Annotated in this window: 23 protein-coding genes and 3 pseudogenes; 7 read left to right on the forward strand and 19 right to left on the reverse strand. The window is 45.2% G+C overall.

Annotated elements, in window-relative coordinates; all coding sequences use genetic code 11:
- Genes XDD1_RS06775 through XDD1_RS06785 form a run of 3 tightly spaced genes read right to left on the reverse strand, consistent with a single transcriptional unit; the run spans position 1 to position 976 of the window.
- Complete coding sequence (locus XDD1_RS06775) at positions 1–378, reverse strand: TIGR03745 family integrating conjugative element membrane protein (protein WP_045969816.1); 378 nt, start codon at positions 376–378, stop codon at positions 1–3.
- 32 nt (positions 379–410) lie between these two features.
- On the reverse strand, positions 411–647 hold the full coding sequence (locus tag XDD1_RS06780) for a TIGR03758 family integrating conjugative element protein (RefSeq protein WP_045969258.1): 237 nt from the start codon (positions 645–647) through the stop codon (positions 411–413).
- Complete coding sequence (locus XDD1_RS06785; protein WP_045969818.1) at positions 644–976, reverse strand: integrative conjugative element protein, RAQPRD family; 333 nt, start codon at positions 974–976, stop codon at positions 644–646. The genes XDD1_RS06780 and XDD1_RS06785 overlap by 4 nt, the downstream gene beginning before the upstream one ends.
- Before the next feature lie 275 nt (positions 977–1,251).
- On the opposite strand from XDD1_RS06785, the gene XDD1_RS06790 reads away from it, so the two are divergent.
- On the forward strand, positions 1,252–1,899 hold the full coding sequence (locus tag XDD1_RS06790) for a DUF5710 domain-containing protein (RefSeq protein WP_045969820.1): 648 nt from the start codon (positions 1,252–1,254) through the stop codon (positions 1,897–1,899).
- A 205-nt stretch (positions 1,900–2,104) separates the two neighbouring features.
- On the opposite strand, the gene XDD1_RS06795 is transcribed toward XDD1_RS06790, so the two are convergent.
- Entirely contained in the window at positions 2,105–2,575 is a 471-nt protein-coding gene (locus XDD1_RS06795; protein WP_045969822.1) for a hypothetical protein, read from the reverse strand.
- A 72-nt stretch (positions 2,576–2,647) separates the two neighbouring features.
- Between XDD1_RS06795 and XDD1_RS18775 the strand changes: the two are divergent.
- Positions 2,648–3,631: pseudogene (locus tag XDD1_RS18775) on the forward strand (IS30 family transposase).
- 125 nt (positions 3,632–3,756) lie between these two features.
- On the opposite strand, the gene XDD1_RS06810 reads toward XDD1_RS18775, so the two are convergent.
- From XDD1_RS06810 to moaA, 5 genes are all read right to left on the reverse strand, one after another.
- Entirely contained in the window at positions 3,757–4,467 is a 711-nt protein-coding gene (locus tag XDD1_RS06810; RefSeq protein WP_045969826.1) for a Bax inhibitor-1/YccA family protein, read from the reverse strand.
- A gap of 135 nt (positions 4,468–4,602) precedes the next feature.
- Positions 4,603–5,067, reverse strand: coding sequence for a molybdopterin synthase catalytic subunit MoaE (gene moaE, locus XDD1_RS06815; RefSeq protein ID WP_045969828.1), 465 nt, complete (start codon positions 5,065–5,067; stop codon positions 4,603–4,605).
- Between the two features lie 2 nt (positions 5,068–5,069).
- Positions 5,070–5,315 carry a molybdopterin synthase sulfur carrier subunit gene (moaD, locus tag XDD1_RS06820; protein WP_045969830.1) on the reverse strand — a complete coding sequence of 82 codons (246 nt, stop codon included), beginning with the start codon at positions 5,313–5,315 and terminating at the stop codon, positions 5,070–5,072.
- A complete protein-coding gene (moaC, locus tag XDD1_RS06825) occupies positions 5,312–5,791 on the reverse strand; it encodes a cyclic pyranopterin monophosphate synthase MoaC (protein WP_045969832.1) in 480 nt (159 codons plus the stop codon). The genes moaD and moaC overlap by 4 nt, the downstream gene beginning before the upstream one ends.
- 45 nt (positions 5,792–5,836) lie before the next feature.
- A complete protein-coding gene (gene moaA, locus XDD1_RS06830; RefSeq protein ID WP_045969834.1) occupies positions 5,837–6,817 on the reverse strand; it encodes a GTP 3',8-cyclase MoaA in 981 nt (326 codons plus the stop codon).
- Positions 6,818–7,032: 215 nt separating this feature from the next.
- Here moaA and yvcK point away from each other — a divergent pair, with 215 nt between their 5' ends.
- Entirely contained in the window at positions 7,033–7,941 is a 909-nt protein-coding gene (yvcK, locus tag XDD1_RS06835; protein ID WP_045969836.1) for a uridine diphosphate-N-acetylglucosamine-binding protein YvcK, read from the forward strand.
- Positions 7,942–8,077: 136 nt separating this feature from the next.
- Here the strand turns inward: yvcK and uvrB are convergent, their stop codons facing one another.
- The 5 genes from uvrB to bioB form a co-directional block, all read right to left on the reverse strand.
- Positions 8,078–10,105 carry an excinuclease ABC subunit UvrB gene (uvrB, locus tag XDD1_RS06840; protein WP_045969838.1) on the reverse strand — a complete coding sequence of 676 codons (2,028 nt, stop codon included), beginning with the start codon at positions 10,103–10,105 and terminating at the stop codon, positions 8,078–8,080.
- 706 nt (positions 10,106–10,811) lie between these two features.
- The gene (gene bioD, locus XDD1_RS06845; protein WP_045969840.1) at positions 10,812–11,495 is read right to left on the reverse strand and encodes a dethiobiotin synthase; all 684 of its coding nucleotides are present in this window, start codon (positions 11,493–11,495) and stop codon (positions 10,812–10,814) included.
- Positions 11,485–12,258, reverse strand: coding sequence for a malonyl-ACP O-methyltransferase BioC (gene bioC / locus XDD1_RS06850; protein ID WP_045969842.1), 774 nt, complete (start codon positions 12,256–12,258; stop codon positions 11,485–11,487). The genes bioD and bioC overlap by 11 nt, the downstream gene beginning before the upstream one ends.
- On the reverse strand, positions 12,242–13,393 hold the full coding sequence (gene bioF / locus XDD1_RS06855) for an 8-amino-7-oxononanoate synthase (protein WP_045969844.1): 1,152 nt from the start codon (positions 13,391–13,393) through the stop codon (positions 12,242–12,244). The genes bioC and bioF overlap by 17 nt, the downstream gene beginning before the upstream one ends.
- Complete coding sequence (bioB, locus tag XDD1_RS06860) at positions 13,393–14,433, reverse strand: biotin synthase BioB (protein ID WP_045969846.1); 1,041 nt, start codon at positions 14,431–14,433, stop codon at positions 13,393–13,395. Before bioB ends, bioF begins: the two co-directional genes overlap by 1 nt.
- Positions 14,434–14,528: 95 nt before the next feature.
- On the opposite strand from bioB, the gene bioA reads away from it, so the two are divergent.
- From bioA to XDD1_RS06880, 4 genes and pseudogenes are all read left to right on the forward strand, one after another.
- The gene (gene bioA / locus XDD1_RS06865; RefSeq protein WP_045973372.1) at positions 14,529–15,797 is read left to right on the forward strand and encodes an adenosylmethionine--8-amino-7-oxononanoate transaminase; all 1,269 of its coding nucleotides are present in this window, start codon (positions 14,529–14,531) and stop codon (positions 15,795–15,797) included.
- Positions 15,798–16,009: 212 nt separating this feature from the next.
- Positions 16,010–16,591, forward strand: coding sequence for a hypothetical protein (locus XDD1_RS06870; RefSeq protein WP_045969848.1), 582 nt, complete (start codon positions 16,010–16,012; stop codon positions 16,589–16,591).
- Positions 16,592–17,017: 426 nt separating this feature from the next.
- A complete protein-coding gene (locus XDD1_RS06875) occupies positions 17,018–18,001 on the forward strand; it encodes an IS30 family transposase (protein ID WP_045968892.1) in 984 nt (327 codons plus the stop codon).
- Positions 18,002–18,087: 86 nt separating this feature from the next.
- Positions 18,088–18,363: pseudogene (locus XDD1_RS06880) on the forward strand (Hcp family type VI secretion system effector); the annotation flags it as partial.
- A 1,210-nt stretch (positions 18,364–19,573) separates the two neighbouring features.
- Here XDD1_RS06880 and XDD1_RS06885 read toward each other — a convergent pair.
- From XDD1_RS06885 to XDD1_RS20200, 5 genes and pseudogenes are all read right to left on the reverse strand, one after another.
- Positions 19,574–20,573: pseudogene (locus XDD1_RS06885) on the reverse strand (tyrosine-type recombinase/integrase).
- 100 nt (positions 20,574–20,673) lie between these two features.
- Positions 20,674–20,967 (reverse strand): hypothetical protein, encoded by a 294-nt coding sequence (locus XDD1_RS06890; protein WP_045969850.1) that lies wholly within the window; start codon positions 20,965–20,967, stop codon positions 20,674–20,676.
- 321 nt (positions 20,968–21,288) lie between these two features.
- Positions 21,289–21,432 carry a hypothetical protein gene (locus tag XDD1_RS19620; protein WP_167541626.1) on the reverse strand — a complete coding sequence of 48 codons (144 nt, stop codon included), beginning with the start codon at positions 21,430–21,432 and terminating at the stop codon, positions 21,289–21,291.
- A complete protein-coding gene (locus XDD1_RS19375; RefSeq protein ID WP_156979648.1) occupies positions 21,432–21,569 on the reverse strand; it encodes a hypothetical protein in 138 nt (45 codons plus the stop codon). Before XDD1_RS19375 ends, XDD1_RS19620 begins: the two co-directional genes overlap by 1 nt.
- Before the next feature lie 108 nt (positions 21,570–21,677).
- Positions 21,678–21,809: a hypothetical protein gene (locus XDD1_RS20200; protein WP_269450540.1), complete on the reverse strand. Its 132-nt coding sequence runs from the start codon at positions 21,807–21,809 to the stop codon at positions 21,678–21,680.
- Positions 21,810–21,811 lie beyond the last annotated feature (2 nt).

The following is a 21,811-nucleotide window of genomic DNA, read 5'->3' on the forward strand; positions in this document are numbered from 1 at the left end:
TTAAAAGATAATGCTGGCCGATTTCGCCAGCAGCCAAATCACGGCAACCAGCAGCACCACACCGACCACGATAATGGCGCCAAACTGCGTCCAGGTGGATTTGCCATCCCGCACTTCCGAAAAGGTTTCTACCGCAGCGGCGGCAACCTTGTAGAACGCCACGGCAGAGAGGATCAGTCCCCCGATGACAATGCTGTCCTGTGCATAGCCTTTCAGCTGCCCCAGCAATCCCGCCCCGCCGCCACTTTTTGGGGGTTCGATGGCGGGTAAATCCGCCCGGGCGGACTGACAGGAAAAGCCAAACAGTAAAAAGAGCGTACTGATTCTGGTTATCAGATGGATGCTGATCCGACACCAGACAGTAAAAATTTGCTTCATCTTCGGTTTCCTTTTTTATCGTGTTACACGCACTAACCGGCAAACATCCAGACTGCCACGACCAATAACATCGCGGTTCGCAGGGCAAACTGGCTGAGGGTCTGGTTACGCACTTTTTCATTCGCCCAGCCGTTCCAGACATCCACCGCAGCCCAGGCCGCCCAGAGAAACAGCGTGGCCAGGAAAAATCCGACACACACCAGATACAAAAAGTGGATATCAAAATGCCCTGAGGCCACTTCAAAAGCATTGCGTTGGGCGGCGGTCATCGGGTGCGTTCCTGACGGTATTGACCGGATAATGACGTAGTCTCACCGGGCTGGGCACGGGAAGGTGTCAGGTAGTGATCGATACCCGCCTTAATCGTGTTGAGATCGGCCTTGATACGCCGGTAATCGAAGTCATAACGCGGGAATTTTGACAGGCCAGAGGGCTTTTCAGCGATGCTGGCGCGTTCCAGTGCAACCTGCACCTGTTCAATCAGGCGTTTTGCACCGGCTAGTTCATCTTTTTCGGAAGCCTGTGCAAGTGGTATACACAATACCGTCAGTCCCAGCAGACAGGCCGCACGGAACAGGGAAAAAAAGCAACAGAGCATAACTATTCACCTCGTCATGGAGTTCAGGATGCCGAGGATGCGGGCTTTTTTAGGTCAAATCAGCAATAAACTCTTTATGCTTTGGTGAAAATTAGCTAAATAGTCTGACTAATTTATTTGATTAATACCCAATGGATTTCAAGTTGCATCGCGGCGGCAAGGGAATGCATCCCCGGGAGCATAGATAACTATGTGACCGGGGTGAATGAACGCAGCCAACAAAGAGGCAGCTTGAAAGACGACGGGTATAACCGTTTAACAATGAAGGAAACCCCATGCTGCGGATTGATTTACATGTCCCCGATGATGAATACGAGAAGGTGCGGAAGCTGGGCGCACACTGGGATGCGGCGGCCAACATCTGGTATATCGACGACAGTTTTGATCCGACCCCGTTTATGAACTGGCTGCCGTTCTATAATGTCCATGCCGCCTTTTGGTATCTCGCCCAGACCCGGACAACCTGCCCGCACTGTCAGGAGCCCACCACGGTGACCGCGTTTATGCTGCCGGCCGGGCATAAGATGCTGGAAGACAATAATGAAGATGACGACGACATCAGCACTGAAGTGGGCTACGCAGAGCAGGACCGCCCGGCTTTCCTCTTTTATGTCGCCGATATTCCCACCACCGTGCGCAATGTGTTATCCGGCTTTCACCATACCTTGCGCAAAGCGGTCAGCCAACGGCTGCGCCGACAGCACTGGATGAACCACTGCGAGCACTGTGGCGCGCAGCAGGATGATACCGATATGTTTGCGGAAGTTGGCGGGGCGTTTTTTCCCGCTTCCAAGGAGCAAGCGGCTGCCATTCAGCTTCATCGTATTGATGAACCGTTTATGGGGTATTGTGAAGATATTTCGCACCAGCACGACTATTTTTATCCGAAGGAGGCTAACCCAACCAGTCAAATCAGTGGCTAAGTTGAATGGATAACACTGAATGGTTAATTCCTCAATGAAAAGCACTCATTAATTTATCATGCCGATAAATTAATGAGTGGGGGCATAATGGCGATTTGATGGTAAACAATAGTTAAAAGGTGATATTCACATTATAAAATAAAATTCAATTACAACATGCTTACCATTTAAAAAATGGCTGACCATAATAGCGTCAGCCATTTTTTTATTTGTGACAACAACAAAAATCTTTCAATTTATCACAAGTGGTTTTTGGATTTAGGCCGGTATCTTTAAAATATTGATCACAAATTTCATCTATTTTGCTAAGAAGCTGCTCGTTTCCATTGGAGCCAATATGAGTGAATAAAATTCTGGCATATTTACGTTCATCAGTAGTAGATTCTACGTTATTGAAAAAATTACTCCTATTCCTTTTGAGTTTTTTTTGAATTATATCAATAACCTCCATCATTTTTCCGTGTCTGTTGTCTGAGCACCTATAGCACCCTTTTGTGGTTATAAAAGTACTGGACTCCTTACACATACTAAAAATCGATTGCAATAAAATAATGAAAGCTATTAACTCAATAGCATTGGAATAGATAGTTCTCTCAAAACCTAAATAAAGAGTAATCGCTTCAGATATAGCAATAGCCGCAAGAGCAGCAAAAAAAAGAAAAGCTTGGATTCGCATAGTAAGTGCAATTTCTAAGAAAGGCGGTCAGTTGCTATAGTAGGCATCTTTCTCGCCAAAGGAAAATGCACTATGGCCTATACGCAACTGACCGAAACAGAAAGATACCAGATTTTCGGCTTAAAAGAAGCCGGTTTTACACAACGTTTTATTGCAACGTCGCTTAATCGGGCCCCATCAACAATTAGCCGGGAATTGAGACGAAACCGGGAAGCCGAGAAATATGAACCTGAACAAGCTCAGCGTAAAGCATTAGAACGCCGTCATTCTAAGGTAAAAGCCGTAAAAATCACGCCAGAGATAACAAAGTGGATAAAACAGTTAATTTGGCAAGATTTAAGTCCGGAACAAGTTGTGGGTTAGCTCAAGCGGGAAGCGAAAATCTCTTTACATCATGAAACAATTTATCGATTGATTATAAAGATAAAATAAATGGCGGTGATTTATGGCAACATCTTAGGATAGCGAAAAAACCGTATCGTAAACGCTATGGAAGCCATGAGCACAGAGGAAAAATTAAAAACAGAGTCAGTATTGATAAGCGCCCAAAAATTGTTGATAAAAAGCAGCGTATTGGGGATTGGGAAGGGGATACTATCGTTGGCAAAGATCGTAAAAGTGCCTTATTGACTTTAGTTGAACGAAAATCGTTATTTACGATCATCATTAAACTTGAAGATAAAACAGCAGAAGGTGTTGCCAAAGCGGCGACAAGACATTTATCGATGATAAAACATAAAGTTAAAACAATTACCTTTGATAACGGACTCGAATTTGCCGAACACGAACGGATCGGTAAAAATTTAGAGACAAAAATTTATTTTGCTCATCCGTATTCCCCTTGGGAAAGAGGGATAAATGAGAACATAAATGGATTAATCAGAGATTACTTCCCAAAAGGAACCGATTTTAATAAGGTATCAGAGCGGGAGGTTAACCTTGTGGCAAACCGACTAAATAATCGACCACGTAAGACACGGGGATTATAAAACACCGAATGAGTTATTTACAGGAACCCCAACTCATTTACTTCGTTCATTACGGTGTTGCGCTTAATATGCGAATCCAAGGATAATATTTTTTCAGACTTGTCAATAATTATTATACTATTTTTTTGACATATAAAAAGCCCTGTATTAGTAGGGCTTTTTACATTAAAGAATGATTAGGTATATCAATAATTACCGACGATCACCCAAAATACGCAACAACATCAAGAACAGGTTAATGAAGTCCAGATATAGCGTCAGTGCACCAGTAATTGAGTATCTGCGCAGGTTCTCTTTATCATTAACATCCAGTTGCTCACCCATTTCTTTCAACTTTTGGGTGTCGTATGCCGTCAGACCGGCAAAAATCACCACACCGATATAGGTGATTACCCACATCAATGCCGGGCTTTTCAGCCAGATATTTAATAGAGAAGCCAGAACAATACCGATTAGCCCCATAAACAGGAAGCTACCCATACCGCTCAGGCTACGTTTGGTGGTATAGCCATAAACGCTCAATGCACCAAACATACCCGCTGAAACGACAAAGGTGCTGGCAATAGAACTACCTGTGTATCTGATCAAGACACAAGAAAGTGTCAATCCCGTTAGCATGGAATACAGCATAAACAACCCTGTTGCCAATGTTCCACTCATTTTATGAATCAAACCAGACAACACAAACACCAGTGCAAGCTGTGCGATAATCAAACCAAAGAAAACAACTTGGTTGAAAATAATGGTGTATAAAATCTCAGGTGTATTTACCACATACCATGCAACAAATGCCGTTAATAACAAGCCACAAGTCATCCAACCGTAGACTTGTGCCATGTACGTTTGTATACCAGAACCCGTTTTCTGAACAATCGAACCATTAGAACGTTGATATCGGTCCATGACGATTACCTTTTCATAACAATGTTTAGGGATTAAGAATGTTTAAAAATAAACAATCTACTCAAAAGTTATACATTAGCATAGAACATTAATAAAACCATCCGCCAATTAATGGCAAATTTAGTGATATATTATTTACCTATCCCGTTTCCAGCGATTTGCCGCATCGTGATCACTCTGCCTCGTCTCTACCCAGCGTTTTCCCTCTGCCAGAGACTCTTTTTTCCAAAATGGGGCTTGGGTTTTCAGATAGTCCATGATGAATTCCGTTGCCATAAAGGCCATGTTACGGTGAGAACTGGTGACACCGACAAAGACAATCTCATCCCCCGGATACAATTCACCAATGCGGTGAATCACACTGACGCGTTGCAAAGGCCAACGCTGGCGGGCTTTGTCAACAATTTGCTGCAACATCTTTTCTGTCATGCCGGCATAATGCTCCAAGGTCAGTGCCTTAACCTGATCGCCCAGATTATGGTTGCGAACTTTTCCGGTAAAGGTCACAACCGCACCATCTTCATCACATTGCGAGAGCCATTGATACTCTTCACCAACATTGAAGGTTTCCCGTTGAATAGTGATCCGCGTATGTTCCATTGTTATCCCCCGGTCACAGGCGGAAAAAAAGCCACTTCATCACCCTCATTCAGGGCATATTCTGCATGGGCAAAAGCGTGATTCACGGCAGACAACACTTTACCCTCTTCCAATGCCAGCGCCCATCGTTCTCCCCTTTCGGCCAGTGCCTGACGAAGATGCGCGACGGTTGGGTAGTCATTCGGCAGTTCAAGTGAATCCGTGTCCACTAATTCACGGATTTGCGCAAAAAATAGTACCTTTATCATGCCTCCGCCTTAAAATTGCCTGATTTGCCACCGCTTTTTTCCAATAAACGCACAGGCCCGATAACCATATCTTTTTGCACAGCCTTGCACATGTCATAAATGGTCAACGCCGCTACCGATGCCGCAGTCAAAGCCTCCATTTCCACACCGGTTTTCCCGGTTAAGCGGCAACAAGATTCGATTCTGACTCGGTTGTGTGCTGTTTGTGCTTCCAGTTGAACTTCGACTTTACTGAGCAGCAACGGATGGCAAAGCGGAATTAATTCCCATGTCCGCTTTGCCGCCTGAATACCCGCAATACGGGCAGTCGCAAAAACATCCCCTTTGTGGTGATCGCCGGCAACAATCATGGCTAACGTTTCAGCCTGCATTGTAACGAATGCTTCTGCCCGTGCTTCACGCACCGTTTCCGCTTTGGCAGAAATATCCACCATATGCGCTTCACCCGCCGGATTGATATGGGTTAGTTGAGACATGCTTACTCCTAAAAATTGTGCCTGAAAATAAATCTGGCCGCTAAGTCAGCCGCCAATAAAAGAAAGATTCGGCGTGATGCCGCTGTCACCCTGATGTAGAAAATGCGTTTCACGTTTATGGCGCAAGCCACCTTGGATGCGTCGTTTCAAATCAGCCAGTGATGCGTCATCCGATAATAAATCACGCAATGGGATGCCCTGTTCACCAAACAGGCATAAATGCAGATTACCCATCGCGGATACCCTCAGGCGATTGCAGCTTTGGCAAAAATCTTTTTCATACGGCATGATAAGGCCAATTTCGCCCTGATAATCAGGGTGACGGAAAACTTGAGCCGGCCCATCACTCCGCGCACGTGGTTGCTGTTGCCACCCCTGTTGCAACAGTTGACGGCGGATCACGTCGCCAGAAAGGTGATGGTGATGAAAAATATCACTACCTTCCCCCGTTTCCATCAGTTCAATAAAGCGCAACTGGATAGAACGAGGTTTAATCCAATCAAGAAACGCAGGCAGGTTGGTATCATTGACATTTTTCATCAGCACGACATTCACTTTCACCGTGTCGAATCCCGCCTCAAAAGCCGCGTCAATGCCACGCATCACCTGAAAAAATTTATCTTGTCCGGTAATGGCGTAAAATTGACGGGGATCTAAACTATCAACACTCACGTTAATCGCGGTCAGACCCGCCAATTTCCATTGGGAAACGTCCCGTTCCATCCGGTAACCGTTAGTTGTCACAGCAATTTTTTTGATGTGTGGGTTTTCATGAACCGCTGCAATAATGTCGCAGAAATCACGCCGCATAGTGGGTTCTCCCCCTGTCAGGCGGATTTTTTCTGTGCCAAGTTCAGCAAATGCCCGGCTGATACGGCGAATTTCAGGCAGGGAAAGAAATGATTTGTGGCCATGAGGCCGATAGCCATCAGGCAGACAATAGGTGCAACGAAAGTTACACACATCAGTAATAGACAATCTCAAGTAATAGAACTTGCGCGAGAATACATCGACGAGTTGTTCCACAATAACACCTTCCAAGTTCGGGTGTGCTGGCCTGAGATTCTAACGCTTAAAATAATAAAAAGCGAATGCCATAATCGATATCTATCTTATTATACAACGAGTTAACTCATGGTGATAATATCAGCTTTCTGCGGTATTTCTGAAAGCAGCATATTTTGTGATAGATTACCTGCGATTTATTAAAGCCCTTACGTTTAGCCAGTAACAGGAATTCTATGCGAAATCGCACATTAGCTGATTTGGATCGCGTTGTCGCCCTCGGCGGTGGTCATGGACTTGGACGCGTTATGTCTTCCCTTTCTTCTCTCGGCGCCCGCCTGACCGGCATTGTCACGACAACGGACAATGGCGGCTCAACCGGTAGAATACGGCGTTCGGAAGGTGGGATCGCGTGGGGCGATATGCGCAATTGCCTCAATCAGTTAATCACGGAACCCACCGTCGCTTCTGCCATGTTTGAATATCGGTTCAGTGGCAATGGCGAATTATCCGGGCATAATTTGGGCAATTTGATGTTGAAAGCGCTGGATCATTTAAGTGTCCGTCCCCTTGAGGCGATTAACCTGATCCGCAACCTGCTGAAAGTCAATGCCCAGTTGATCCCTATGTCAGAGCAGTCGGTTGATTTAATGGCTGTCGATGATCAGGGCAATACCGTGTATGGCGAAGTGAATATCGATCAGCTTAATTGTGTGCCACAGGAGCTATTGCTTTACCCTCATGTCAACGCCACGAAAGAAGCCCTGGAGGCCATTGAGCAAGCCGATTTGATTTTAATCGGCCCCGGCAGTTTTTTCACCAGCCTGATGCCATTGTTGTTATTGGAAGATCTGACCCAGTCCCTGCGCCGCAGTAATGCCAACATGATTTATATCGGTAATTTAGGGAAAGAACTCAGCCATGCTGCTGCCGGACTCTCGTTAAAAGATAAACTTGACATCATGGAGAGTAAGATTGGCCGCAAGATGATTAACGCGCTGATTGTCGGCCCATGTACTGATATCAGCCTTTTCAGCGACCGGATTGTGACCCAACAGGTTTTGGAAGCACAGGATATTCCTTACCGCCATGACCGTGAATTATTGCATCAGGCCATTGAACAGACTCTGCAAAAATTGGGTTAGCGATCCCTGATTGGATAGATATTCATCGTACTTTCAAGGTGCCTTGATTATCTCCCCACGGTGCGGGGAGATAATCAATGGCTTTCGTCTTGCAAGCGGCAACTTGACGTTTATCGGGTGTATTGCAAATTAATTGTCAGGAATTGGCGATAAATTGCGCCCGCAGTGCCTGAACCTGATCACGAATATTGGCCGCCTGTTCAAACTCAAGATCCCGTGCATATTGGTACATTTTCTCTTCCAGTTGACGGATTTTGTGCTCCAGCTCTTTCGCCGACAAATTGCGGTAATCGTCCGTACCCAAGGCTGTTTTACTTTTCCCTCTCGCTTTCCCTTTGCCATTGACCGGCTGACCAATTTTCAAAATGTCACCGATTTTTTTGTTCAATCCTTGCGGGACAATACCGTGTTCTTCATTAAATGCCTGCTGTTTGGCACGACGGCGCTCTGTTTCTTCAATGGCTTTCGCCATCGAATGGGTGATCTTGTCACCATATAAAATGGCTTTACCATGCAGGTTACGCGCTGCACGGCCGATGGTCTGGATCAGGGAGCGCTCCGAACGCAGGAAACCCTCTTTATCTGCATCCAAAATGGCGACAAGGGAAACTTCCGGCATATCCAAGCCTTCACGCAGCAAGTTAATGCCAACCAAAACATCAAATTCACCCAGACGAAGATCACGGATAATTTCTACCCGTTCAACGGTATCAATATCGGAATGGAGATAACGCACGCGTTCGCCGTGCTCCTGCAAGTATTCCGTCAAGTCTTCCGCCATGCGTTTGGTTAAGGTGGTGACCAGCACGCGCTCATTTTTTGCCGCACGGAGACGGATTTCAGACAGTAAATCATCCACTTGAGTTGCCACAGGACGCACTTCCACTTCCGGGTCAATCAGCCCCGTCGGGCGCACGACCTGTTCAACCACTTCATGACCCGATTTTTCCAGTTCATAATTGCCGGGCGTAGCGGAAACATAAATGGTTTGCGGTGCCAGCGCTTCAAATTCCTCAAACCGCAATGGGCGGTTATCCAGCGCTGACGGTAAACGGAAACCATATTCCACCAAGGTTTCCTTGCGGGAGCGATCGCCCCGGTACATACCGCCAATCTGTGGGATCGTCACGTGGGATTCATCCACCACCAGCAAACCCTCGGCCGGCAGGTAGTCAAACAGGGTTGGCGGGGGTTCACCGGCAGAACGGCCGGACAGGTAACGGGAGTAATTTTCAATGCCGGAGCAATAACCCAACTCATTCATCATTTCGAGATCGAATTGGGTTCGCTGCGTAATACGCTGCTCTTCCAGTAACTTATCTGACGCCAACATAACCTTGCGCCGTTGTTCCAGCTCCGTTTTGATCTCTTCCATCGCCTGAAGGATACGTTCACGCGGTGTCACATAGTGGGTCTTGGGATAGACGGTATAACGCGGCACATTGTATTGCACCTGCCCGGTCAGCGGATCAAACAGGGAAAGACGTTCGACTTCATCATCAAACAATTCAACGCGCAAGGCACGCTCATCCGATTCCGCGGGGAAAATATCAATCACTTCACCACGCACCCGAAATGTTCCGCGCTGGAATGCCTGATCATTGCGGGTATATTGCAATTCCGCCAGGCGACGCAAGATGGCACGCTGGTCAATTAACATGCCCTCCGTTAAATGCAGCATCATTTTCAAATAGCTATCAGGATCACCCAAACCATAAATCGCCGAAACCGAAGCCACCACAACGACATCACGGCGTTCCAGCAACGCTTTCGTTGCGGACAGGCGCATCTGCTCAATATGTTCATTCACTGAAGCGTCTTTTTCGATAAAGGTGTCGGAACTGGGCACATAGGCTTCTGGTTGGTAATAATCGTAGTAGGAAACAAAATATTCCACGGCATTTTCGGGAAAGAACGCTTTCATTTCACTGTAAAGCTGTGCCGCTAATGTCTTATTAGGGGCAAGGATCATCGTAGGTCGATTTAAGTTTGCGATAACATTGGCAATCGTGAAAGTTTTACCCGACCCCGTTACCCCCAAAAGCGTCTGATGGGCTAGCCCATCTTCCAGCCCTTCCTGTAATTGTCTGATGGCCGAGGGCTGATCGCCGCCCGGCTTAAAATCAGAACATAACTTAAATACCTTGCTCGTTTCTTTGCTCATTTTCCCCATGCCATCCGTATGACCTGTACCCTACAAACTTCAAGTGACCACTCGCAAGACGAAAGCCGCTTATTATCTCTCCGCATCGCGGGGAGATATCAATGCATCTTGAAGTATGACGAGTATACTCACAAAATCCCTTTATAATACTGGATAAAAAAACAGCTTCAAGTCAGTTCGAAAAATAATGTTACTGTTTACCAGAGAGTCTGGGAAGGGAAGGTAACCTTTACTTAACATTAACGGTGACTATTTTTATCCCCAGATAATGATCTTGCTTTTTTCTATTTTTGTATTAACGATTGAAATGATAAAGCACTGAATAGCAAAGGGATGAAGAAAGGAATTGATTTTATTTAACGTGTTGATTTTGATTATAAAAAAATCCAAGTCGAGAATAACAGCAAATCTGGTGCAAGCCGCGTATCGCCTTGCATGAGGATACTTTTCTAAAACTAATACACAAGGTTATCCACAGGAATAGTGGATAACTCAGCAAAACCTATTAAGCATGGGCGGTTGCGGAGTTATCCCCACTGATAAATTTTTTCAATCGCAAAATATTTTTATGTTGTTTTGGGATTGTTCCGTGTTATTTGTTGATCAAAAATGGCTCAATCATTGTTGAAATAACACCTCTTTTACTTAAGAACATCAATGAAAGCGCCATTGCAGGTGCCGATCTTAACTAACCCAAAGTAAACAATTAGTTAACCAATAAATCAATATTGATATATTTTCCCAGATTATTTTCATCCCATGATCCGCCCAGATAAGGGATTACGCCCAGTAAAGGTGCAGGAATCATGTGTTTCAGGGTTGCCAAATATTCAGCCTGATATTTGCCGGCTGGCTCAATTTCATTGGCAACCCAACCTGCCAGTTTCAACCCAGAATAGAGAATCGCGTTTGCGGTTAATACGGCATGGTTAATGCAACCTAATTTAACACCGACGGTCAAAATGACCGGTAAATCCGCCTGAATCACCCAGTCAGCAAACGTGGTCTTTTCCGACAGCGGCGTATACCACCCTCCGGCACCCTCAACCAACACCCAGTCAGATTTTTCAGCCAACACCGCCAATCCCTTGGATAAAACAGAAAAGTCGATGGGTTGATTCAGTTTTGCACTAATAATGTGAGGCGATGTCGGTTCCATAAATACCAGCGGATTCACTTCCTGATAAGTTAATGGCACGGCACTGTTACGCTGTAAGGCCAAGGCATCGCCGTTGCGTATTCCTTCCGATGTCATTTCACTGCCGGACGCCACGGGTTTATAACCCGCAGTCAGATAGCCTTTCTGGTTAGCCGCTTGCAGCAAGGCGCAACTCACCACCGTTTTACCCACTTCCGTGTCGGTTCCTGTCAGAAAATATTTATTTGTCACAATAAATGACTCCAAAAGCAATTTGATAGCTTAATGGGTAATCCCCGTTATTGCGTGGATAGGCTTCGGCAAGAGCATTCAGGCGTTTTCTCGTCATTAATCCCTGTTGGCGGCCGTGATGAAGGTGGGTCGCACCGATCCCTTTAAGGGAATTCAGTAAAGGCAGCAGTTGTGGATAGCACTGATCATACTGCCGGTTAATGACTTTATGCCGATAGGGTTGGCAGGCCTGTGTAATCGCCCGCAAGGGCAGAAATTGGTTAATATGCCGATAATCATCCACGCGCTCCCACGCGATTTCTAATTCATGCAGCGAACCCTGTGCCAGCGTGGAAAACACGATAAGGCCGCCGGGACGGGTAACCCGATAAAACTCGCGCAATGCGCAGGGCAAATCATTGCACCATTGTACCGCCAGATTACTGAAACAGAGGTCTACGCTGTTATCCGCCAATCCCAAATGTTCGATATCGCCTTGCAGGTAATAATCCGCAACTTGCCGTCCCTTTGCATGGTTCAACATGCCGGAAGCCAGATCCAAGGCGATAACGTGTTTACCCTGCTGTTGCCAACGGGCACTGAAAAAACCGGTTCCGCATCCGGCATCCAATACCCGCCTGCCGGTATCTTCCGCTTGTGCCAACGCCATCAAATATTCACCGGTTTGCTGTTGCAATTTAGCCACCGTGTCATACTTGCAAGCCGCACGGCCAAAAGCACCGGCAATCGCCTGCTTATCAACGGACTTAACTGCCAGATCCATGCAGCGCCTCCAGTAATAGATCGATATCATGCCGGGTATGGCTGGCGGTTAACGTAATGCGTAATCGCGCGCTGTCAGGGGGAACGGTGGGCGGAAGGATCGCTTTGACCCACACTTTTTTTTGCTTGAGCGCGTGAGACAGTGCGATACAACGCGCATTGTCACCCACGATTAACGGCTGGATGGCCGTTTCTGACTTCATCAATGAAAAAGGCAGGTGCTGCGCTTCGCGACGAAAGTAACGAATATTGTTTTGCAATTGCTGACGCAACGCATCTCCTGCCCGGATTTGTCGCACGGCTGCGGAAAGTGCCACGGCCTGAGCCGGTGGCATGGAGGTACTGTAAATCAGGTGCCGGGCATATTGGAGCAAGTATTCTGCAGTTTGCTCATCACATAAAACGGCGGCGCCACTTAAGCCAAATGCCTTGCCAAAGGTGATGATCAAAATCTCCGGTTTAACATTTTGCATCCAGCAACTGCCGCGTCCTTCATCACCCTGAATACCGATGCCATGCGCATCATCCACCATCAACCAACTTGCTGTCGATTGCGCTTGCTGCGCAATCGCTGCCAGCGGTGCACCATCGCCATCCATGCTAAAGACCCCTTCCGTGACCACCAGCGTTTTACCGACGCACACTTTGGCCAAATGTTGCTGCAACGATCCCACATCATTGTGCAGAAAACGCCGAAGTTGTGCGGGAGAGTGTATGGCGGCTTCAATCAACGAAGCATGGCTCAGGCGATCAGCAATAACGCGATCTTCGCCGGCCATCAAGGCCGCAATCACGCCTTGATTAGCGGCATAACCCGAAATAAACAGCAACGCACGGGAGTATCCCAACCACTCGGCCAATTGTTGCTCCAGCGTATGATGCGCGGCGGTGTAACCCGTCACATGCCCTGACCCACCACTGCCCACGCCATATTGCTGGGCACCTTGCTGCCAGGCTGCAATAATCCGGGGATGTTGACTCAAGCCAAGATAATCGTTACTGGAAAAATTAAGGAATTGCCCCTCCGAAGTGGACAATAAGCGCCCATCCGATCCCTCATGGACTTGCCTGTTACGCCATAACGAGGTGCCCCGACGTTCGGCCAAACGTCGGGAGAGAAAGTCTGACCAGCTCATCATACTGCCGCATTATAGAATTGTTCATTATCAGCATGATGAATAATGGCTTCCGCCAAGTGCTGTTGCTGTTGATTGTCACCCAATGCCGTTTTTGTCTGTTGAGGATTAATGCCCAAACGGCGAAACAGTTGCCGATCTTTATCTTCACCTGGATTGGGGGTGGTCAGCAATTTACAGCCGTAGAAAATGGAATTGGCGCCGGCCATAAAGCACATGGCTTGGGTTTGTTCATTCATCTGTTCACGCCCTGCGGATAAACGGACATGAGATGTCGGCATCATGATCCGCGCGACAGCGATGGTACGAATAAAATCAAACGGATCGACATCGTCATTGTCTTCCAGTGGGGTTCCTTTCACTTTGACCAGCATATTAATCGGCACACTTTCCGGCGGCTTCGGTAAATTCGCCAATTGCACCAATAATGCCGCCCGATCGCGAATTTGCTCGCCTAAACCCACGATACCGCCTGAGCAAACTTTAATGCCCGCATCCCGGACATTATCCAGTGTGTTCAATCTGTCCTGATAACTGCGGGTCGTGATGATATTGCCGTAAAATTCTGGTGAGGTATCCAGGTTATGGTTGTAATAGTCCAGACCCGCCTCTGCCAAACGCTGTGCCTGAGAGGGATTCAACATGCCCAGTGTCATACAAGTTTCCATCCCCAACGCCTTGACTTCTTTGACCATTTTTTCCAGATACGGCATGTCACGTTCATGCGGGTTTTTCCAGGCGGCGCCCATACAGAAACGGGTTGAACCCGCCTTTTTAGCTTTGTGCGCGGATTCAATGACTTTTTCCACTTCCATCAACCGCTCTTTTTCCAGACCCGTTTTGTAGCGGGAACTTTGTGGACAATATTTGCAATCCTCTGGACACGCCCCGGTTTTTATCGAAAGCAGGGTACTGACCTGTACTTGTTGTGGGTCAAAATGTTCACGGTGTACCTGTTGTGCCTGAAATAATAATTCAAAAAAAGGTTTATCAAACAGTGCCTGTGCCTGTTTGATGGTCCATTGTTGACGCTCGCTCACAATAACATCTCCGATGTAAAAAATGTTGTCAGTTTAAATAATGTGGTTATCATGTCAACCAAAATGAAACACAAAAGGTTTACAACAAAGTGATGATGACCCCTTCCGATCTTGCATTTGATCAGCACCATATTTGGCATCCCTATACCTCAATGACCCATCCTCTTCCCACTTATCCTGTTGTATCAGCCAGCGGGGTGGAGCTGGTTTTATCGGACGGTCGCAAATTGATTGATGGCATGTCTTCATGGTGGGCGGCTATCCACGGTTATAATCATCCCGTCCTCAATGAAGCGGCGAAATCTCAGATCGATAAGATGTCCCATGTTATGTTTGGCGGCATCACCCACCCTCCTGCGGTTGAACTGTGCCGGCAATTAGTGGCGATGACACCGGCTTCTCTGGAGTCGGTTTTTTTGGCAGATTCGGGATCTGTCGCTGTGGAGGTCGCTCTGAAAATGGCCTTGCAATATTGGCAAGCCAAGGGGGAAAAACGCCATCGTTTCCTGACCCTGCGTCATGGGTATCATGGTGACACTTTTGGTGCCATGTCGGTCTGCGATCCAGACAATTCCATGCACAGCCTGTACAAAGGTTATCTCCCCAATCATCTGTTTGCTGATGCTCCGCAGTGCCAGTTTGGTGATGAGTGGCAACCGGAAGATATCAATTCTTTGCAACGATTATTGCTGCAATACCATAATGAAATCGCCGCCGTGGTGTTAGAACCGATTGTTCAAGGCGCGGGCGGAATGCGGATTTATCACCCTGAGTATCTACGCCAAATTCGCCGGCTTTGTGATGAATATCAGATCTTATTAATTGCCGACGAGATTGCGACCGGATTTGGCCGAACCGGCAAGCTATTCGCCTGTGAACATGCCCAGATCGAGCCAGATATATTATGCTTGGGCAAGGCATTGACGGGGGGATATATGACATTATCCGCCACACTGACGACCCGTCATGTGGCGGAAACGATCAGCCAAGGTGCAGCCGGTTGTTTTATGCATGGCCCAACGTTTATGGGCAACCCTCTGGCTTGTGCCGTCGCCGGTGCCAGCCTGAAATTACTCTCTGAGAGTCCGTGGCAACAACGCATTCAATCGATTGAAACGCAACTCAAAGCGGAATTAGCGCCCCTCAAATCACACCGTTCAGTCAAAGAAGTCCGGGTTTTGGGTGCCATAGGCGTTGTTGAAATGAAACAGCCTGTTGATGTGGCTACATTGCAACGCCATTTTGTCCGGCAGGGTGTGTGGATCAGGCCATTTGGCCGATTAATTTACCTGATGCCACCTTATATTATTCAGGCAGAACAGCTATCGAGACTGACAAAAGCCATTATTGATGCAGTAAATTAAAATAATATCCCGTCACCTATTTAATTAGGTGACGGGATAAATGAATTTAATATTCTATTTCTAATAAAAAACCACAGTCTATTAACACAAATTCAAATAACAATCACTGACAAATATTAATGAGCCAAACCGGGGCTATTACATCACCTATAAATAAATTATCTGATATATTCATGACGTCACCACACTTATTTAACCAAGAGGGATAAATCATGAATAAAGAAAATTTGTTCTCACCTGCCAATGAAGAAATACAAGATGTATTTGAACTTTCTAAAACCCGATATGAACAAGAAATTTCACATTATGAAATTCTGGTAAAAGAAAAACCTGAATTAGCCCATCTGTTTGAAGAAAATGTCAAACCAGATACATTAACCAGCCCTGCCTTGCAACAAACAGAGTTTGTCAGTGGGCATTTTAATATTAATACCTATCATCAATATGGCAGCTTTCCCTTTATTCAGGTATCATCTTATCCTGCTATTATTGGGCACCAACCCAATACAGGGAAAAAGACCAATTTCAACGGCTATATTCAGGGCGGGTATAATACACCCATATTGAATTTTAATAATATTCATCTGGGAGGCGTCATAAAACATGCTCGATCCATTATCAATACGCCACTCAATTTTCAGCTTTACATTAATCCAAGGAATATCGTTTTGCGTCTTTACAGTGGGAATGTTTATTTAGGCGATCTATTTTCTGTGTATCAGAATCATATATTAATTACATACCCGGTTGTTTTTTCTGGTATCGGAACGTTCAGTTTGATCCAACATCAATAAGTTGTATTGGTGTGTTATTTTAGAATTAAACAAAAATTCAAAATTGTCGATCACTTTCTTACTCCTCAAAATGCGAGGAGTAAGGAATCAGAGAAAGATCAGCAATTGCCAGAAAAAATTAGCCCACTGGCATTGAGAATATATTTGTATTTGCCTTTTCTGACAGACAAATAAAAGCCGGATGAATCTAAGAAGATAAATTTAGTGCATCAATTTGTTTTTTTATTAGGGCACTATCTGAAATTTAAATTAGGTAATTATCTGATTTTATTTAAGTTAAGAAGAGAGGTTAATCACAATTTTGCTGGTGTGCTTTTATCCACGCTGGAATAAATAAGCATCTTGGATTCGCATAGTAAGTGCAATTTCTAAGAAAGGCGGTCAGTTGCTATAGTAGGCATCTTTCTCGCCAAAGGAAAATGCACTATGGCCTATACGCAACTGACCGAAACAGAAAGATACCAGATTTTCGGCTTAAAAGAAGCCGGTTTTACACAACGTTTTATTGCAACGTCGCTTAATCGGGCCCCATCAACAATTAGCCGGGAATTGAGACGAAACCGGGAAGCCGAGAAATATGAACCTGAACAAGCTCAGCGTAAAGCATTAGAACGCCGTCATTCTAAGGTAAAAGCCGTAAAAATCACGCCAGAGATAACAAAGTGGATAAAACAGTTAATTTGGCAAGATTTAAGTCCGGAACAAGTTGTGGGTTATCTCAAGCGGGAAGCGAAAATCTCTTTACATCATGAAACAATTTATCGATTGATTTATAAAGATAAAATAAATGGCGGTGATTTATGGCAACATCTTAGGATAGCGAAAAAACCGTATCGTAAACGCTATGGAAGCCATGAGCACAGAGGAAAAATTAAAAACAGAGTCAGTATTGATAATCGCCCAAAAATTGTTGATAAAAAGCAGCGTATTGGGGATTGGGAAGGGGATACTATCGTTGGCAAAGATCGTAAAAGTGCCTTATTGACTTTAGTTGAACGAAAATCGTTATTTACGATCATCATTAAACTTGAAGATAAAACAGCAGAAGGTGTTGCCAAAGCGGCGACAAGACATTTATCGATGATAAAACATAAAGTTAAAACAATTACCTTTGATAACGGACTCGAATTTGCCGAACACGAACGGATCGGTAAAAATTTAGAGACAAAAATTTATTTTGCTCATCCGTATTCCCCTTGGGAAAGAGGGATAAATGAGAACATAAATGGATTAATCAGAGATTACTTCCCAAAAGGAACCGATTTTAATAAGGTATCAGAGCGGGAGGTTAACCTTGTGGCAAACCGACTAAATAATCGACCACGTAAGACACGAGATTATAAAACACCGAATGAGTTATTTACAGGAACCCCAACTCATTTACTTCGTTCATTACGGTGTTGCGCTTAATATGCGAATCCAAGCATTACTGTTATATCCTGTTTAATTGATGCTGTAATGAGCATCCATTGAAAATCAGATGACAGGAGACAGGAATGTCCTATCTTATTTACTTGTCGTTAAAGGGCAAGAAACAAGGCTTAATCTCGGCGGGCTGTTCAACCCCCGAATCTATCGGCAACCGCTATCAGGCCGGACAGCTCGAACTCTTCTATGAAATTAAACTGACAGGCGCAACCATTATTGATTTTTCCTGTCACTATCCGCATTCGATATATGACAATGACCAGATCCCGTATGAAACGGTGCAGCTTGATTATAAGTCGATCTCATTCACGCATCGCGCAGCAGGGACAACGGGTTACGCGATATCGCAATTGCAGGGGCGTGAAGAGGAAAAGCCGCTTTTGCCTGGATTTTCTAATATTAAACCGTTAATTGAAGAAACTCCGGTAAAACAATCTAAATACCATGCCCGCTATCGTTGTACGGATGACGAAGGCAACCTTTTAATTCAGCGTAAATATCGGGTTTGCCTGCCGGATGGTCAGATAAAAGAAGGCGTGACAGATAAGCAGGGTTTTACCCAAGGCATCTCACTGATGGCAAAAAGAACCTGAGTTTTCATATTTTAAAGGATTAATACCATGCCGACCTATACCGTTCAGACAAAGATAGAATCCAATGTCCCCGTGTCGGTGGTTAGATTCTGCCTCCGGCACTAATTTTTAACATCATCTTATCGAAGTTTATCAAAGACTTAACGGAAAACTTAAAACAAGAGTCGTTAAGGGAATGTTAATGAATTTGTAGTCCTGTTTTGTGCGATAATGGTGTATTAACACCGCCAGTTAAGAATACAGGGCACCTGTATCAGCACGCGCCTTTTTCTTATTCAAAAGTAATAATTTCAGTAATTGATTCTGATGTCAAGTAAGGGGAAGCAGCAATTCTCAGCGAATCCATTTACAAACAGAAAGTTCTGTCATTAAAAGCTAACCGTTGAGTTTCACGCTGAAAAGGCGATACAAGTTTCAGTATCCGGGCGCAACAGAACCTACATTCCAAAGCGCATAATGACACCAAAATGGCGATTCAGATTTTTTTGACTGCACTCACATCACAGTCATGTTCATTCAGTAATAAGTCCATTCATATTTCTCAGCTTTCCACTACCAGCATTCGGACAGTGGCTTGAAAGGTCTCCTACAAATGGCGGTTGGAACTATAGTATCGCCGACAGGCCTGATAAGTTCCGTCAGTAAACTCAAACCTTTGGTGATAAAAAAATGCCAGCAAAGTCAGTAAGCACATGTTATGATTCAGGCGTTTTTGTCCGCATCTGTAATTATGGGTTAATTCATAGCCTTAATTTTTCAAGCTGTAAAAACATTCATTTTCCATCGACAGCGGTCTGCCCAAGAAAAATTTTCAGTAAGAGTTGGTTAAGGAAGAAAGCTTCACTGGATATGGGATCAGATATTCACATTTTTTCCATCCCATCAATTTTGATGCAGAACAGTTCACACTTCCTCCTTTTCAAACTGAAATCTGCCCTGGTTTTTTTACGTTACTTTATCTTTATACAGAAAAGTCCATATAAAACACCAGCTCACTCTCCAGCGTTTTACCCGCGATGTCCATATCGATATCAATATACTCCATCGTGGTCGCCAGACTACGGTGCCCAAGCAAGCATTTTACCAGATGTAAATTTCGGTCCGGTGATTTCATCAGCTCCGTGGCCAGGGTATGACGAAAACGGTGGGGGGAGACAGCAAAACCGCATTTTTTAGATAAACGATAAAAGAAAGAGCGTATGTATTGATTTTCCCTATCGTAACTGTAACTGGTCACCTGTCCATGATAACGCAAACGCAAGCGACTTAAATCAAACAGCGGATCATCGTCTTCCGCACCGCAGGCTTTCGCTTGTTCGACCAGCTGTGCCAGCCGGGGCTTGAGTTGCCGGATCATGGGTATGCGCCACTCACTGTGGTTTTTACTCCCTTCCACGCGCAATTCAATGGAATTATTTTCCAGATTGACATCCCGCAGCCGCAGGTGCAGCAACTGATTCAGGCGCATGCCCGTAAAACGCAATGTATCCAGTACCGTCAACCAATACCACGGATACAGGGCACTGCGCCGTCCCCGTGGGGGTGCCTGTGTCCGCTCTGCTTCCTCATACTGCTGCATCAGCAGATAAATGCGGGTGATCTGGGATTTACTCAGGATTTTCTTCTTTTTCTTCTCTTTTTTGACCGCTGCATCATTAAACGGATTCTGGGTATGCGGCAATAATTTTCTTTCCATCCCGAAATTGAAAACCGCCCGTAGGTGAGATACCTTACTGTTCCAGGTAATGGCTGGACTGCTTCTTTTCCCCCAGAAGGTAACGCCGCCACTTCAGGACATCCCGGTGAGTCACCTCATCCGGTTGCACTGTTTCCCCCATAAAATTGACAAATCCCCGCTTCACCTTTCTGTAGCTCCACTCGCTTGTCGGCCGCAACATATGTGAAAAAAAGTACTCATCCAATAATTCATCCCAACCGATTTTTTCTGCTGTTTGTAACATGTGATTTTCTTCCTAATAACACAAAAACACTATGACAATGGGTTGTTTAAAATAGCCTTATTTAAAATAAACAGATAAATAATTATCAAAATCATTTACATTACAATAATGTCCTTAAGTGACTTTGAGTGGCAACCGTTTCTTTCTCCGGCACCGGCCGTTCGGTGAGTTTTAAGCCGTGATGGTCATTTTTTGCAACCTGCTGATGAGAAGATCCCTGACCGGATTGAAATAACGACAATAACGTCAGGGTAGCCTCCAGGCGTTGCTCTAACGCCTGCTGCTGCTGCGTCTGATGAATAAAAGGTTGGTCATCTGCCTGCACAGGCTGAACAGCAAATACAGCCCATCCGGCCAACCCTGCGAACATGTTGCTGCGAGTCACCGTTGCCATAATTGAACCAGTCGGATACTTAATGATTATTGAATGGTAGTCAGAAAAATTTGAGATAAGGTATTATGGCCGGAGCGGTTTAATTTTCAATCAGATTGGCAAGAAGTTGATCACAATGGCGCATATTTAGACTATTTAACTAAAGACATGCAACAAAACGGCAATAAGTTAATATCACCACACCATAGCCGCGGTCACATTAAGCATATTCATCTAAATTGTCGGTTAAACCAGCACCAAAATACCCTGAATAGGATGATAAAAGGGGATAAATGAGGCAATATTCAGAGTATTCTTAATACCGTCACCCCATTAAATAATTTACCGTTGGGCAGGATTTCTTGCGTCATCATCTGCCCGAACCTGCTGACTGACCATCTGACCTGCCCCACGTTCTGGTTCATCATGTCCACCATATTCCCCATCCGTACCCCGATCCACACCAATCAACGGACAGTTTCCCATCAGACGGTGAGAAAGTTCAGCGTGGATAAGATCGTGACAACAGTCAGCAATCCATTGATTTTCTGAAAATCAAAAAAGCAGACCTTTACGGTTTCTTTATCGATCAGATTTTTCTCAAACAGCGGTAAAATAGACATCAAATTAATTTATATTTAAATCAATAAAATAACATTCTTAATTTACCTACTGACATAATTTATAACGAATTTAACGAAGAACATACCGATAGAATGTTAAGCAACCCATCATAATGAGAAAAAGGCACGGGCAAGCAGGGCACGCTTTGCCTGTCCCTTTCCTGCCTGTGCATCTGGCCTGAACGCGGTGAATGCCAGCCCGGAGGCCGGACTGCGTACAGAAATCCAGTGGGAAAACAAAC

The organism is Xenorhabdus doucetiae, from assembly GCF_000968195.1.
GTDB lineage: Bacteria > Pseudomonadota > Gammaproteobacteria > Enterobacterales > Enterobacteriaceae > Xenorhabdus > Xenorhabdus doucetiae.

Bases quoted from the DNA above. Each gene is read 5' to 3' on its own strand.
- XDD1_RS06775 (WP_045969816.1), bottom strand. From the start codon at position 378: ATGAAGCAAATTTTTACTGTCTGGTGTCGGATCAGCATCCATCTGATA.
- XDD1_RS06780 (WP_045969258.1), bottom strand. From the start codon at position 647: ATGACCGCCGCCCAACGCAATGCTTTTGAAGTGGCCTCAGGGCATTTT.
- XDD1_RS06785 (WP_045969818.1), bottom strand. From the start codon at position 976: ATGCTCTGTTGCTTTTTTTCCCTGTTCCGTGCGGCCTGTCTGCTGGGA.
- XDD1_RS06790 (WP_045969820.1), top strand. From the start codon at position 1,252: ATGCTGCGGATTGATTTACATGTCCCCGATGATGAATACGAGAAGGTG.
- XDD1_RS06795 (WP_045969822.1), bottom strand. From the start codon at position 2,575: ATGCGAATCCAAGCTTTTCTTTTTTTTGCTGCTCTTGCGGCTATTGCT.
- XDD1_RS06810 (WP_045969826.1), bottom strand. From the start codon at position 4,467: ATGGACCGATATCAACGTTCTAATGGTTCGATTGTTCAGAAAACGGGT.
- moaE (WP_045969828.1), bottom strand. From the start codon at position 5,067: ATGGAACATACGCGGATCACTATTCAACGGGAAACCTTCAATGTTGGT.
- moaD (WP_045969830.1), bottom strand. From the start codon at position 5,315: ATGATAAAGGTACTATTTTTTGCGCAAATCCGTGAATTAGTGGACACG.
- moaC (WP_045969832.1), bottom strand. From the start codon at position 5,791: ATGTCTCAACTAACCCATATCAATCCGGCGGGTGAAGCGCATATGGTG.
- yvcK (WP_045969836.1), top strand. From the start codon at position 7,033: ATGCGAAATCGCACATTAGCTGATTTGGATCGCGTTGTCGCCCTCGGC.
- uvrB (WP_045969838.1), bottom strand. From the start codon at position 10,105: ATGAGCAAAGAAACGAGCAAGGTATTTAAGTTATGTTCTGATTTTAAG.
- bioC (WP_045969842.1), bottom strand. From the start codon at position 12,258: ATGGATCTGGCAGTTAAGTCCGTTGATAAGCAGGCGATTGCCGGTGCT.
- bioF (WP_045969844.1), bottom strand. From the start codon at position 13,393: ATGAGCTGGTCAGACTTTCTCTCCCGACGTTTGGCCGAACGTCGGGGC.
- bioA (WP_045973372.1), top strand. From the start codon at position 14,529: ATGACCCCTTCCGATCTTGCATTTGATCAGCACCATATTTGGCATCCC.
- XDD1_RS06870 (WP_045969848.1), top strand. From the start codon at position 16,010: ATGAATAAAGAAAATTTGTTCTCACCTGCCAATGAAGAAATACAAGAT.
- XDD1_RS06875 (WP_045968892.1), top strand. From the start codon at position 17,018: ATGGCCTATACGCAACTGACCGAAACAGAAAGATACCAGATTTTCGGC.
- XDD1_RS06890 (WP_045969850.1), bottom strand. From the start codon at position 20,967: ATGGCAACGGTGACTCGCAGCAACATGTTCGCAGGGTTGGCCGGATGG.
- XDD1_RS19620 (WP_167541626.1), bottom strand. From the start codon at position 21,432: ATGGGAAACTGTCCGTTGATTGGTGTGGATCGGGGTACGGATGGGGAA.
- XDD1_RS19375 (WP_156979648.1), bottom strand. From the start codon at position 21,569: ATGTCTATTTTACCGCTGTTTGAGAAAAATCTGATCGATAAAGAAACC.